This window comes from Streptomyces sp. NPDC050534, from assembly GCF_044457745.1.
Taxonomy (GTDB): Bacteria; Actinomycetota; Actinomycetes; order Streptomycetales; family Streptomycetaceae; genus Streptomyces.
Map to the genome: position 1 here is coordinate 29,946 of NZ_JBITHF010000021.1, position 12,992 is coordinate 42,937.

A 12,992-nucleotide genomic window follows, 5' to 3' on the forward strand; every position below is an offset into this window, starting at 1 on the left:
AGCGCCGGGTGGTTTGAGGGGCGGACCAGGGTTGTCGACTGCGGTCCGGAACGGAACCAACAGACGGAAGCACAGGCCGACTCGGGAACTACCGGAGACAGCTCTCAGCCGTGCTGGCTGGGGGCGTAGGGCCCGCCGAGCGGCGCGAACTGTTCGATGATGCAGGCAGCCGCAGCGGCGGCACCTTCCGCATCGTTTACCTGACGAACGATGAACTGGCAGTCGTCGGCGCCGGTGGAAAAGGCGTGATTATTGATGGTTCGCTCCATCGCATTCATATACAGGCCTGTGGCGCCTTCTTGGGCGGCATCGGCTCCATTGCGGAAGGTCCGGGGGGCGCCGACGAGGGCTTGCGGGCCGATGAGAACGATGGTGGAGGGGTTGAACAGGTTGACGAGCGTGGCGATGGCGCGTCCGAGCGCTTCTCCGGCGCGGTGAAAGACGGTGGGGATGGGGCCTCCCGAGGTGGTGGCCTCGGCGACGGCGGCGTCGAATCCTGCGGAGTAGCCCGCTTCGGCCAGCGTTCTGTCGATGGCGTAGGGGGCGGTCGCGCCTTCCAGGCATCCCGGGCTCTGGCAGCGGCATTTGGTCTTTGAGTTCGGGTGGCTGAACTCGACGGGGACGTGCCCCAATTCGCCGGCCATGCCGTGGGCGCCGCGGAAGACCCGTCCGTTCAGGATGAGGGAGGCTCCCACGCCGCGGTCCGTGATCAGGATGACGGCCGTGCTCTCATCGTCCGTCCCTTTGATGAAGCGCTCGCGCACGGCAAGGGAATTGGCATCGTTTTCCAGGACGACTGGCACGTCGACGTGCTGCTGAACCAGGGAGGCGAGGGGAAAACGGTGCCAGCTGGCGTTGGGGGAGTTCACGATCGTCCCACGGCGCACGTGTCCGCCGATCCCCATACCCACACCGATCAGGTGCTCCTGGTCGGGACGCAGTGTGGCACGCAGCTCGTCGATCAGGTCGACGATGCTGGCCAGCACGTGGCCCTGGTCGAGGTCGGGCAGCAGGGTTTCGATCGGGCCGTGAACGAGGCGGCCCAGCATGTCGGTGACCACCCCGACCAGGCGGTCACGGCTGTCGACATCGTCGGAGATGATTTTGATGCCGATGGCTCGCTGCTGGAGCAGCCCGCCGGTGACGGGCCGGGGCGCCGACGGGTGTTCAGAGGTCGTCAAAGGGTCGGTGAACTCCTCCGTCGACGTCTCGGCTTCTTCGAGCAGCTCATCGAGGGTCGGCACGGCCGCGCCGATCACGATCTCGTGTTCGCCACGATCGATGCTGTCGCGAATGCGGGAGAGGTTGCGCTCGACGAGTCGCTCCACCCATTGCGGGGTGACCGGGACGAGTAGGGCGACATCCGTCCCGCCGTGCGTCACGACGAGCGCCTCATGCCTCTCGGCCGCTTCGTCGAGGCGCGCGCCAGAAAGCCCCCGGATCGTCACTCTCGCGGGCGCCCGGTGGCCTGAAGGGTCAGAAGGTTCCTCGGTTAATGCTTCCAGGTCGACGGAGTTGCCGTCTTTGAACTCCCGTTCCCCTTCTCTGATGCTGTGCAGGATCCGGGTGAGGTTCTGGTCGACCAGGCGGTCAACGGTTTCCGGCACCAGAGGCATGAGGACGCCGGCAAGCACGCGCCCGTTGGTGATCCCGAGCACCTCGCCGCGGTCGGCGGCAGCCATGATGCGCTCGCCAGACACCTCTCGGATTCCGATGGTCTCCATGGGCCCTCTCTTGTGGCCGGCGGCTCCCTGCGAGATACGCCGAGAGCGGCGGTTGTCCGCGTCTCATTCAGCTTGTACCCTCAAAAGAGTGTCGTCAACCGTTGACGACAGATGGTTTCGGGGCTTGCCGCTGAACGGGGGCCACCATGCCCAACAACTCCGATCCAGCAGACCTGAACCAGGGAACGGGATACACAGCCGCCCTGGAGTCCCTACGCTCGGCCGCCAAGTGGCTGCTCACCGCATTCGCGGGCATCGCCGCGGCCCTGGCTGCCGGCCTGCAGCTGACCGGCATCGGAGAACTCCCCGCCACCTCTTGGCGGCTGTGGGTGGCGATCGTCGGCATCGCCCTCGCGCTCGCCGCACTGGGGTTCATGGCTCACAGCGCCTCGGCCATCCTCACCGAGGACTGGGTCACCCTCAGCGCCTTCACGGACCAAGACGTCGACTCGCAGTTCCAGGACACCCGCGGCCTCACTCGCCACCGCTTCGACCAGGTCTCCATGCACATCGAGGACAACCGCTACGAGTTGTACGGCCACGTCGCACCGGACCTGGCCGCACTCCATCGCCGGCTCAGGGAAGCCACGGAACAAATCGACACCTCCGCCGACCCCGCAGCCCGCAACGCAGCCGTGGAACAGGCCGCAGTACTGCGTACGGTGGCGCGGGACGTGGCCCAGTGCGCCAACTACCATGCAACGCTGCAGCTATTCAGGAGCATGAAGGTCAAACTGGCCTGGGCCTCGCTCGTGGCAGCCGTCGCTCTCGGCGCTTTCGCCTACGCCGCCAACCCGCCCAAACCCAGCGACCCCGTCGATGTCCGCATCCACCCGGCACCGACCACCCCGTGCAGCACCCCACCGTCAGCGACCGTGGGGTCAAAAAGGCTCGGCGTCACTCGCACTAATCACGTCCATGATGATGATCCCGCGATCAACGCCGAACTGACTGGTCTCGAACTCACGCATCGGACGGTAGATGACCGCGTAGCCACCGGGCACCAGCCGGGCGCGAAAACCGTCCGGCGTCATGCGCACCGGTACATCTAGACGATGATTCCCCCTGCCTACCACCAGTGGATAGCTCTTGCCGAATGCCTCTTTGATCGCGTCGGCCAGTGGCTTTCGTTTATCCCGCTCCAACTCCCGGAAGAACTGCCTGGCCGGTCCCACTAAGCGTATTTGCAGCTCCATGCGTCCCCCTATGAGCGATGAACCAGTGTAGGGCCGTTCACCTGGCTGTTAATAGCCCTCGGTGCAGCCCGCCGACGTTCTTGTTTGCTCGCGTTGCTGACCTCACAGGTCCCAGACGACTCACATCGTGCCTACCGGCACGGCAAAGCTTTCATCACGAACATTCTTGGCGACTTTTCGCACAGTTTCCACCCCACTGCAGACCAGCCATGACCATCAACGCCCTCGGCGCCGCATCAGCTAATCGGTCGACATCAAGCGAGGGTGACCGGGCGGCTACAGCTTGCGAAGTCCGCCGAGCACTCGTTCGAGGAGACTCGTGTCGGGTGCACCTCCGTTGTTCTCGCTTCCTCCCGGTTGGTGAATGGCGACGAGGCCCGCTTCCGCCAGGTCAGCCACCAGGATGCGCGCGACGCCCAGCGGGATGGAGAGCAGCGCCGAGATTTCCGCCACCGACTTGATGTCACGGCACAGGTGGCAGATCCGCTGATGCTCCGGCAGCAACCCCTGCAATTGCTGAGAGTTTGCGGTGGCCGATACGAGTGCCTCGATGGCCAGTTGGTATCGCGGCCTGGTGCGCCCCACGGTCATGGCATAGGGACGAGCGAGCACGCCGGCGGCCGCACCATCTTCGAGCGCGGAGGCATACGGGTCGACACTCGCTCGCCCACTGACTTGCCTGCTCCCGCTGGGGTAGACCTGGCTGCTCGCACGGTGGGCCGGTAGGGCCGTGACCGTGCTGGCAGGGCTTTGTTCGACACGGCTTACGGGCTGCCGGCCTTGGTCGGCGTCCTCCTGCGCTGCCGCTCGCCGGCGGGCCTCAGCCGTTACGCTCTCAAGCGCAGCTGCCAGTGTGTCCGGTGCGGAGTAGCGTGCGACAAGGCGGTCGTAGGCGGCGTCCTGACCGGTCGACACAGATGCGTCGCGGTGCGTCGGATTCATCGTCACGCCTCCTTGTCCATCCGGATCGCGTTCCTCAACGCCCGGCGCGCGTGGGCGAGGTTCGCTCTGGCCTGCGCTGGGGTGCACCCGAGGATGTCAGCGATCTCCGAAGGAGTCATGTCCACCAGGGTCAGTGTCATGACTTCCTGCTGTCGTCGCGGCAGCGCCGCGATCACGGTGCCTGCGACCAAGGCGAGTTCGGCCGCCCTGAGGTCGTGAGCAGACGTGGGGTCGACGAGCTGGCCCGCGGGCATTCCCGTGTGTTGACGCCCGGCGAGCTGGCAGGCCACGCGGAATGCGACGGTCCGAACCCAGGCCTGCGGTGCCTCCACCTTCCCCCAGTGCTCGACGAGTCTGGTCATGGCCTCGGCCGTTGCGTCCTGCGCGATCACTTCGGTGAAGCCGCGGTGGGCGACCAGCATGGCAATCACCCGAGGGTAGTGGTCTTTAAAAAAGGCGCCAAAGCCATCGGACTCACCATCCACTCCGATCGTCCCTCCGGCCCGGGCGGGATGCGTGTCCGCTCCTGCGCTTGACGACGACAATCAGCAGGACCACCAGTAATGCTGAAGTGAGCGTGATCAAAGCCGACTTGGTGGTCAGGTACAGGCTCCCCAAGCCTCCCAGAACGGTGTTGATGACAAGCACCAGACCGGCTGTCTCGCCGGATTCCGGGCCGGTGGCCGGTCCGGCTGCGCCAGGGCTCCTGTCCGGTACCGGGCCGGGCACCGGCCCCGGCTCGTCGGGATCCTGCGGGTGGCTTTGTGTCATGCCTACCTAGAGCGCCCAGCGCCCCCGAACGTGAAATGTGACCCCGGACACACCACTGGCCGATTCCGCGGACCGGACGGCAAAGACACGGCCCGCGGGCCGGACGGTTTCGGGGCCTTCGACACTCCGGCACCGTCATGCCGCAGGGCCGCCGGCCTGCACGGGCGCCGCCGTCCGTGCGCGTTGGCCGGGTCCGGGCCGGCCGGTGACGTCGCATCCCCGCGTTCGTTGGACAGCCTGACACGTACCTCGCGGCCCTCCGGACGCCATGGTTCGCCCCCGGCCCGGGCCTTGACCCGCTGACGCGGTCGAGTCTGTCGGGCGGGTCAGCCTGCTGAAAGAGGGTGAGCGACCCGAGCAGGTTCGTCGTGCGGAAGCATGCCCTCCAGCTCGATGAGGGGTACCACGACGGGATACAGGTCCTCCCCGGCAGGATTGGCGTGCCCGTCATGTCGCTGGGCCACGGAGAATCCTGCACCCGCGATCAGGTCGGCGAGTTGGAGTGAGGGATGCTCCGTGGACCGTCCCCGCAGCAGGTGCCCCAGGTGCACACCCCGGGACAGATACCGGAACTCGGGGTGTCCACGATCACGGGCATTCATCTCGATCTCGTTGAGACGCGCATCGGTCAGAGCTCTCTGATCATCGACCAGCATGTTCACCCGTCCCAGCCTTTTTGACCAGATCGCGGTGATCGCAGCGACGGACGGGATCAGGGGCTCCAACGCCTGCGGAATGACCGCATCCGGCCCGTGCGCGTCCTGGAGGTACGCCCTGGCTTCCTCGCGGGTGGTGCGCAGCAGGGCCAGAGCCTCCGTGACATTACGCCGGCGGGAGCGGGCCCATGCCTCCTCCACCACGTTGTAGAAGTCGTCGACCGTGACCTGCTGGTCGCGGTTCTTGTGGGAGGTGAAAGCGACGGTCGTCGACAGCAGGCGGTCAAAGAGTGCCGGCCCCAGGGCACGAGGTCCCTCGTCGAACAGACTGCGCGCCATCTTCCGTGCGCGGCCAGTGCCGCGGATGTTGCGGCCCTGCTTGTGCGCCTGCTCCTCGACGAACAAGTCGATCAACTTCGCCACGACGAAGTAATGCTTGTCGATGAGATAGACCGATGCCCGTCCGTGCAGGGCGCCACCGGGAGCAAGCAGTGCGGACAGAACGGCGCGCCGCTGACCGTTCTTCTCCCCGGTGAAGGGCTTGGTGAACTTCAACTCGGGCGCCTGCAGTCGGGTGGCCGCACGTATCTCAGCAACGATGGGCGCGGCGTCGGCGTCGCTGATGGCGACCGCTCCCATCGATAGGAAGCGACTGCGCTGTTCCCCGTGCAGCTGGTCGCCGTCCCAACCTGATTCGTCGACGGCCACCCATCGGCCCCCTCCCTCGATGTCCGCGGTGGGGTCGAGTCGGTTGCGGCGGGCGTAGTTCGGGCCGCGCAGGCCGGTGCCGGAGTTGAGCTGGCGAGAGAGATCACTCATGGCGTGATGATGCGGCGCACGGCACCAGTCCGACAAATGCGCTGTCGGCGCATGTCGGTCCGGCAGCCGACACCTCGCGGAAGTCGCTTGGGTTTCCTGCTCAGAGGCTTGCCACCCCGCCGGAAGGCGGTCGGGCCAGCGGCGAGGAGCACGCCGCAGACAGTCGACCGTGGCTTCGGTGAGTGGGCCGCCCTGTGGTGCGTGTCGGGGCCGTCAACAGCGCCGTTCCGGTGGTAGCGTCCGGACGCCGGTCCGCGAAGGACTGGACCGTGTGTCGGAGCTGCCCCGGACGCTCCACGGCACCGGCAGAGGGTGTGGGGCACCCACTTCGCACTTGTATGTCCTCCATGACGCGCATCGCGTGGTGATCCAGCCGGCCGGGTGGCGACGAAGGATTCACCGTGCCCACCTCGTTTCGCCGTCAGGCCGCCCACGTCCGCGCCTCCTATACCAGAGAGACAGCGTCCCTCGCAGCTCCCGGCGTCGCCCGCGGCGCCTCCTCCCGAGGCAGCGGGTTGGGCCTGGACGCCTGCACGGCTCCGCAGCGGCGGCTCCGTGCACTGCTGGCGCTGGGCCTGTTCAACCACGGCCCGGCCAGTCTGTGGCCGCGCCATGTCAGCCTGGCTGACGTCACCCGCTACACCTTGGTCGTCTCCCCTCGCTACGACGACCTGGTGATCACAGCCCGCGCTCCGTACAACGTGATCTGCTGGCTGGTCGGCCGGGACAAGTTGCCGCGGATCGGGCTGCCGGGGCTGCGGGTGGAGAACTCCTACGCCGAGGGATGGCGCCTGCGTCACCTGACCACCGGCGCCACGATGACCGTGACCGGCGACCGCCACGGCCGCCTGCAGGGACCCGTTGATCAGAGCAGCAACCACTGTCGCCTCTGGACGAGCGACATCCCGGTCAGCGACGAGGAGTACGCCGCGTTGAACGCGCTCCCCCATCTCGGCGCCGATATCGAAAGCCTGCTCGCCGCCCTGTCGGTGCGGCTGTGCACGCATGCCCCGGACGGCAGTTGGGACATCGGTATGTGGTTCTACGATCTCACCGACCGGCCCGAGCGCGGGTACGCCCAGCACCGCAGGCTGTCCGTCGAAGGCGACCAGTGTGCCCTCCACTGGGACTCCGATCCCCATCCGGAAGACCTCTATGCCGCCCTCACCGATCCCGTCATCGGGCTGGCCGGCGCCATCGGCCATTGCACCAATGACGGATGGCTCCTGCACTACGGACGCGCCTGCCTCACCGCCCATCCGGTGGCGTATGAGCCCTGAGAAGAAGCTGTGTCACATCCTCTGCTGCTGCCCCTTCGAGGGGTGACACCCGCGTCCGCACGCATGTCTCGGCGGGTGCCGCGGCCATCAGAGCGGGTGCGGCCGGCCTGCGGAATTGCAGTTGCAGATGTCGCGGCAGCGAGGCTTTCCCTCGCTCTTCGCGCCCGGTGGGCGAGCGACGTGCAGCGGGGCTATGGGGTCGTGATGCCGGTCCCACGCCGCGTTTACGCAGGAAGATCACCCGCCCACTCAAGTGCGGTCGCCTTCGGTCGAATTCGAGCAAATCCGAAACCGCTCACGCGTTCGCCCCATCACCATCCGGCAATTAGTCACCGCAGCGACGTTCGAACTTTGCGCGATGAACCGTTTATATAGCGCCGGGTGTGACGGAAGCACTACGGTCCGTTTCGCGAGGAAACCCCGGGCAGGCTCGCTACCAACGCCGGGGTCCCTCATCGACGAGACCAAGAAAGGACGGTTGATGCCCCGTGCTTGATCCGTTTCCCGCTGCGGCCCTCATCAGGGCGGCAACTCGCGACGACGCTAGCATTCCGCGTCTTCGCCGGGGTGAAACGCGTATGGCGAGTGCCTGGACTGTCACGGTGCAGGCAAGTGCGTTCCTAGCCGTTGCAGTGCTCCCCCTGGTTCTGATCCTCGGCTGGCGGACGGCACCCGCCACCACGGCCGTGGTGGCGGGCTTGGCGGCGGCGATGCGCCAGTCGCACTGCAGTTACCAGCGGTTTCGGCTGAGCTGAGCGGCCTTGAGAGCGGCGGCGGGCCGCTGGGCGCGCCGCCGCTTCTCGAGGTGACAGCTCTCGCTTGGACTTTGGGAATGCCGAATTCCTTTTCTTCGTGCGTCAGAAGTGGCGCACCTGGGAGAGAAACGGCCACGTGCACGTGGGAGGAAGGATGGCGGGTACCAGTCCCCGCTATGACAGCTGCCGCTTCTGCCAGGAGCGGTTTATCCAGAGGAGCGGCCCCGGCCGGAAGAAGGAGTACTGCAGCCTCGACTGCCGGCGCCAGGCGCAGCGGGAGCGGGACGGTGTGCTGGAGCGGCAAGAGCACAGTGCGCTCCCGTTGGGCCGGCGGATCGCCGAGGATCTGCAGGCGCTGTCGGCGGCGCTGCTGGAGGCCGAGTACGACGGGCGGCCCTTGCCGGAGTTGCTGCGGTGTGCGGGCGAGGTGGCCCGGGAGGTGGACTACTACCGGGCCGCAGCGGTGCAGGATGCCCGTAACCAGGGCGTGAGTTGGGAACAGGTGGCCGAGGCCGCCCAGGTGAGCGCGACGACCGCACGTACCCGGTGGCCGGAGAGGCGGGTCAGGGAGCGTCTGCAGCGGCGCGCCGGGGAGCGCGCTGCGGTGCGCCAGCCCACCGCGCCGGGTGTGGGTGATGCGGGGGGCAAGCTGCTGCCGCAGGCGGCCGAGCGGGCGTCAGTGAAGCTTGCGTCGGCGCTGTCGTATCTGCACCGGGCCAGTGAGCTGACGGTCAGGGAAGTGGCCGAGCAGACATCCCTGTCACCGTCGTACATTTCGCGGATCCTTTCGGGTGAACGCACCCCGGCGTGGCTGGTGGTATGCACGCTGGTCGAGCTGTTCGGCGCCGATCCCGCCGAGCTGAGTGTGCTGTTCGAGAGTGCGCACGGGCTGGTGCCGCCGGGGCGTCATGCGATTCCGGATGCGGTGGCGCGGCTGCAGGCGGCTCTGCGGGGACTGCATCTGGCCGCGGGACGTCCTGCGGTGGGTGTGGTCCGCAAGGCCGCGCGCGGAGCACTGAGTACGCAGGCGATCAGCGAGATCCTGGACGGCGAGATGATTCCCGGCTGGGAGCAGACGGCGGCGCTGGTGACCGCTCTGGGCGGCTGGGCTGCGGATGTGCGGCCGCTGTGGGAGGCCGTCCACTACACGTTCTTGCTGTGCCTGGATCCCCCGGACGGGCCGGAACAGTTTCCGTCCGCACGGTCTGAGTCCCCGTGAGGCGTCTGGTGTCTTGGAGAGGTGCCATGTTCTTATCGTTGCGCCGCCGCGGCGAGGCCCCGGTGCGGGCGTCGTGCCCGCAGCAGGCGCCGGGTGATGCTCCGCAGCAGCCGATTGAGCTGGTGCTGCCGCTGGAGTACACGGCGTTTTGTCTGCTGCACCAGGACCGCTATCTGCACTACGCGCACGAGCGGACGCAGGATGCGTGGATGAGCCGGCAGGTGGTGGAGGCGGTGCTGGGCAATCTCGCCACGATCTGGCCGACGGTCATCAGCAGTCCCCGCCCCTCGGCGGTGGCCTGGCAGTTGCTGGATGCGCTGATCACGTCTGCGCTGCGCAGCCGCCGGAGTGAGGACGCGCGGGTGGTGGATGCGGTGCACCGGCAGCTGCCGCGGGGACAGGCGGATGCCGTGATTCTACGCTGTAGGCTGCAGTTGAGTGACAAGCAGGCGGCCGAGCTGATGGGGGTCGAGGCGCCGGCGGTCGCTTCTCAGCTGCGGATGGCGCAGCGGGCGCTGTCGGGCCCGCCGGCGGGGGCGCAGCCATAAGGAAACGCGCACGCCGGTGCAGAGCGGCTAGAGGACTTCGTGTAGCGCACTTCCGGTCGCGGCGGGTAATTCTATGGAGAACTATCCGGGCTGGCCGCGGCTTTCCTACCATGGAATGCCTGCAGCATGCAGCGTGCTGATTGGGCCAGGACGGGGTGGGGTGCCGCATTGGAGCGCGGGCGGATGCCGCGATTGGATGTCCTCGACGTCGCGTCACCGAATCTTGCCCGGATCACCAATTACCTGCAGGGCGGCAAGGACCACTATGCGGCCGACCGGGAAGCGGGCGAACGGCTGCTGCGTCTGGCTCCCGGTGCGCGGCACGTCGCCGACTCCGCGCACCGTTTCCTGCTGCGAGTGACCAGTCACCTGGTGCGGGAGCACCAGGTGCGCCAGTTTGTGGTCTTCGGTGCCGGGCTGCCCACCTCGATGGCGGTTCATCAGGTCGCCTGGAGCGTCGATGTGCGTACGCGGGTCGTCTATGCCGAGGACGACCCCCTCGCGCTCGTCCATGCCCGGGCGCTGTGGGAGGACCGGCGGCGCACCCTGGTCGTGCGGGCCGGCCCTCTGCAGATCCGGCAGGTGCTGGACGATGCCGCGGTGAACCGACTGATCGACACCACCCTGCCGGTGGCCGTGTTGCTCGTGTCCGTCCTGCACACGATTGCGGAACCCGCGGATCCGGGCTCGGTGCTGGAGCAGGCGGCCGCCCGTCTCGCGCCGGGCAGCCTGATCGCGGCCAGTCATCTCGTCAGTGAGGACGCCGAGGTACGGCGGCAGGCCGACGTGATGCTGCGGGAGGCTGCCGGCGGGCGGTGGGGCCGGGTGCGCTCACGCGCGGAGGTTGCGCCGTTCTTCGGCTCGCTGCGGCTGCTCACGCCGGGGCTGGTCGACGTCGGCCGGTGGCGGCCGGGCAGTGACCGCGCGGCACAGGCGGGCAACCGGGCGTGGGCCGAGTGCGGCGGTGTCGTCCTGACGGGCTGACCGGCGCTGCGGCGGCCGTCGGCGTCAAGGGTCAGCAGAGGGTGTACTCGAGCAAGTCGAGGCTGTCGTGTGGGGAGAGCGCGGACTGGGCCAGGCCGTCCAGGACGCTGCGGTAGTGCTGGGTCTCCTCGGGCCGGTCCAGGTATTCGGCGTCCCGCAGCTGTTCGAGGTAGACAATGTCGGGCAGGGCGGGCAGGTCGAAGCGCAGGTGGGTGATCGGGAAGCCGGCGGCGATACAGCCCGGCCGGTTGAACGGGGCGATCTGCACCGTGACGTGGCCGAGCTGGGCGATCTCGATGAGATGCTGCAGTTGCTCGCGCATGACCTGCTCGCCGCCCATGGGCCGGCGCAGCACCGCCTCGTCGAGGACGGCCCACAGGTGCGGTGGGTCGGGTCGGGCGAGGACGGTCTGGCGGAGCTTGCGCAACTCCACGCGGTCGTCGACCTCTTGCTGCGGCGCCATGGGGTAGGCCAGGCGCACCAGGGCCTCGGTGTAGCGGGGCGTCTGCAGCAGTCCCGGCACCAGCTGCACCTCGTAGGTACGGATGGTGGAGGCGGCCTCCTGCAGGCCGATCAGCTTGCCGCACCAGTCCGGCAGGACCCCGTCGAAGCGCTGCCACCAGCCGGGCTGCCGGGAGATACGCACCATCTCCGCGAAGTGGGCACGCACCGGGGTGTCGGTGACGCCGTAAAGGGTGAGCAGATCGATCACGTCGTCGTGCTTGCAGGTGACCAGGGCACGCTCCATCCGGGAAATCTTGGCTTCCGAGCCGCGGATGGACCGGCCCGCCGCCTCCGCTTCGATCCCGGCTGCCTTGCGCAGCGTGCGCAGCAGATGTCCCAGAACCAGGCGCAGCGCGACGGGGCTGCGCGCGGAGGCGGCGAGGTAGTACTCGAGCGTGGGTGCATCGACCGGAGGAGCAGGTGCGGGCATGGAGTCTCCTGTGAAGGGCAGACGACGAGCGTCAGTTTCCCAGGATGCCGTCCGGCGAGGACCCAATTGGGGTTTTTCTGCCTGGCGTTAGCTGGCGATTCGGTCGAACTCGCCGTCCTTCACCCCCGCGATGAAGGCCGCGATCTCTGCCTGCGTGTACACGAGTGCGGGACCGCGCGGGTCCCGTGAGTTGCGTACCGCCACAACGCCCTCCCCCAGTAAGGCCACCTCGACACAGTTCCCGTCGGCCGTGCTGTGGCGGCTTTTCAGCCAGTTCACGTTGCGCAGGGAATCCGCCGGGACACCGTTGATGATCTGCGTCATGTCCGCCTTCTTTCAGTCCTGTTCGATTTTTTCTCACCTCTGGTCGGGACTGTTCTTGTTGCTGGCTACAAGCGTTCCCTCGACGCCCCGTTTGGATGCAAGTCACTGATGCAATTGCATCCGGGGAGACGCGGGGCGGATACTAACCAGTCGGAGCGGTTTGCGCGGCCTGCAGAACTGGACGTCTTCCGGGGGGATGAACAGTGACAGCACACGCGGTAGAGGCACTGGGCCAGACCTCAGGAGGCGGTGATGCGCCCGCGCTCCCCCCATCCCACCGCCACCTGTCCGAGAAAAGCGCGCTGATCCCACCCACCGCACCGGACTGGGGACTTGCCCTGGGAATCAGCACCGCCGACTTCGCCGCCCGGGCGTTCACCAGCACGCCGGCCAGCCTGGAGAACGTCCGCCGCTTTGTCCGCGAGACCATCAGCGACTGGGGGCTCAACGCGCTCGCCGCCGACATGACGATCGTGGTGAACGAGCTCACCACCAACGCGGTGCAGCACGCACTGAACGGGTACGACGGCACCCGCGGCAAGGCTTGGCTGGGCATAGCCCGCACCGGCGGCGCCGTGGTGTGCGCCGTGACCGACCCCAGCACCACTCCCCCGACCCGCCGCCACCCCGAACAACTCGCCGAATCAGGCCGAGGCCTGCTCGTCGTGGACGCCCTGACCAGCCAGTGGGGCTACACGCCGACCGCCCCGGACGGAAAGACCGTCTGGGCCCGCATCCCCACCCCCCACGGCTGACCCGCCCGCTCCGCTCCTCCCCGGCTCGCACCCCCGGAGCGAACCCGCGGCCTCAACCGGTTTGGCCGCCGGCGCTGTTGGCGTC

12 protein-coding genes are annotated in these 12,992 nt (G+C 67.7%); 6 read left to right on the forward strand and 6 right to left on the reverse strand.

The window, feature by feature from the left end; genetic code table 11:
* Positions 1-104: 104 nt before the first annotated feature.
* Positions 105-1,724: an ROK family protein gene (locus ACIBN2_RS43410; RefSeq protein WP_399143268.1), complete on the reverse strand. Its 1,620-nt coding sequence runs from the start codon at positions 1,722-1,724 to the stop codon at positions 105-107.
* 146 nt (positions 1,725-1,870) lie between these two features.
* Here ACIBN2_RS43410 and ACIBN2_RS43415 point away from each other — a divergent pair, with 146 nt between their 5' ends.
* Positions 1,871-2,776 carry a hypothetical protein gene (locus tag ACIBN2_RS43415; RefSeq protein ID WP_399143270.1) on the forward strand — a complete coding sequence of 302 codons (906 nt, stop codon included), beginning with the start codon at positions 1,871-1,873 and terminating at the stop codon, positions 2,774-2,776.
* Positions 2,777-3,196: 420 nt separating this feature from the next.
* On the opposite strand, the gene ACIBN2_RS43420 is transcribed toward ACIBN2_RS43415, so the two are convergent.
* The 3 genes from ACIBN2_RS43420 to ACIBN2_RS43430 all read right to left on the reverse strand — a co-directional run bounded on the left by ACIBN2_RS43420 (position 3,197) and on the right by ACIBN2_RS43430 (position 5,997).
* Positions 3,197-3,862 carry a DUF742 domain-containing protein gene (locus tag ACIBN2_RS43420; RefSeq protein ID WP_399143271.1) on the reverse strand — a complete coding sequence of 222 codons (666 nt, stop codon included), beginning with the start codon at positions 3,860-3,862 and terminating at the stop codon, positions 3,197-3,199.
* Between the two features lie 2 nt (positions 3,863-3,864).
* On the reverse strand, positions 3,865-4,347 hold the full coding sequence (locus tag ACIBN2_RS43425) for an RNA polymerase sigma factor (protein WP_399143273.1): 483 nt from the start codon (positions 4,345-4,347) through the stop codon (positions 3,865-3,867).
* Positions 4,348-4,959: 612 nt separating this feature from the next.
* Positions 4,960-5,997 carry a hypothetical protein gene (locus tag ACIBN2_RS43430; RefSeq protein ID WP_399143275.1) on the reverse strand — a complete coding sequence of 346 codons (1,038 nt, stop codon included), beginning with the start codon at positions 5,995-5,997 and terminating at the stop codon, positions 4,960-4,962.
* A gap of 512 nt (positions 5,998-6,509) precedes the next feature.
* Here ACIBN2_RS43430 and ACIBN2_RS43435 point away from each other — a divergent pair.
* The 4 genes from ACIBN2_RS43435 (at position 6,510) to ACIBN2_RS43450 (ending at position 10,894) form a co-directional block, all read left to right on the forward strand.
* Positions 6,510-7,388, forward strand: a complete 879-nt coding sequence (locus tag ACIBN2_RS43435; protein WP_399143277.1) for a hypothetical protein — start codon at positions 6,510-6,512, stop codon at positions 7,386-7,388.
* 909 nt (positions 7,389-8,297) lie between these two features.
* Positions 8,298-9,362, forward strand: a complete 1,065-nt coding sequence (locus ACIBN2_RS43440; protein WP_399143279.1) for a helix-turn-helix domain-containing protein — start codon at positions 8,298-8,300, stop codon at positions 9,360-9,362.
* Between the two features lie 26 nt (positions 9,363-9,388).
* Positions 9,389-9,910, forward strand: a complete 522-nt coding sequence (locus ACIBN2_RS43445) for a sigma factor-like helix-turn-helix DNA-binding protein (RefSeq protein WP_399143281.1) — start codon at positions 9,389-9,391, stop codon at positions 9,908-9,910.
* A gap of 168 nt (positions 9,911-10,078) precedes the next feature.
* Entirely contained in the window at positions 10,079-10,894 is an 816-nt protein-coding gene (locus tag ACIBN2_RS43450) for an SAM-dependent methyltransferase (RefSeq protein WP_399143283.1), read from the forward strand.
* A gap of 31 nt (positions 10,895-10,925) precedes the next feature.
* Here the strand turns inward: ACIBN2_RS43450 and ACIBN2_RS43455 are convergent, their stop codons facing one another.
* Positions 10,926-11,828, reverse strand: coding sequence for a DUF5753 domain-containing protein (locus ACIBN2_RS43455; protein ID WP_399143285.1), 903 nt, complete (start codon positions 11,826-11,828; stop codon positions 10,926-10,928).
* A gap of 87 nt (positions 11,829-11,915) precedes the next feature.
* A complete protein-coding gene (locus ACIBN2_RS43460) occupies positions 11,916-12,152 on the reverse strand; it encodes a DUF397 domain-containing protein (protein WP_399143287.1) in 237 nt (78 codons plus the stop codon).
* 203 nt (positions 12,153-12,355) lie between these two features.
* On the opposite strand from ACIBN2_RS43460, the gene ACIBN2_RS43465 reads away from it, so the two are divergent.
* Entirely contained in the window at positions 12,356-12,907 is a 552-nt protein-coding gene (locus ACIBN2_RS43465) for an ATP-binding protein (protein ID WP_399143289.1), read from the forward strand.
* Positions 12,908-12,992 lie beyond the last annotated feature (85 nt).

What these genes read in the sequence shown, in the direction of transcription:
- ACIBN2_RS43420 (WP_399143271.1), bottom strand. Translation starts at nt 3,862, where the DNA reads ATGAATCCGACGCACCGCGACGCATCTGTGTCGACCGGTCAGGACGCC.
- ACIBN2_RS43460 (WP_399143287.1), bottom strand. Translation starts at nt 12,152, where the DNA reads ATGACGCAGATCATCAACGGTGTCCCGGCGGATTCCCTGCGCAACGTG.
- ACIBN2_RS43440 (WP_399143279.1), top strand. Translation starts at nt 8,298, where the DNA reads ATGGCGGGTACCAGTCCCCGCTATGACAGCTGCCGCTTCTGCCAGGAG.
- ACIBN2_RS43455 (WP_399143285.1), bottom strand. Translation starts at nt 11,828, where the DNA reads ATGCCCGCACCTGCTCCTCCGGTCGATGCACCCACGCTCGAGTACTAC.
- ACIBN2_RS43415 (WP_399143270.1), top strand. Translation starts at nt 1,871, where the DNA reads ATGCCCAACAACTCCGATCCAGCAGACCTGAACCAGGGAACGGGATAC.
- ACIBN2_RS43445 (WP_399143281.1), top strand. Translation starts at nt 9,389, where the DNA reads ATGTTCTTATCGTTGCGCCGCCGCGGCGAGGCCCCGGTGCGGGCGTCG.
- ACIBN2_RS43410 (WP_399143268.1), bottom strand. Translation starts at nt 1,724, where the DNA reads ATGGAGACCATCGGAATCCGAGAGGTGTCTGGCGAGCGCATCATGGCT.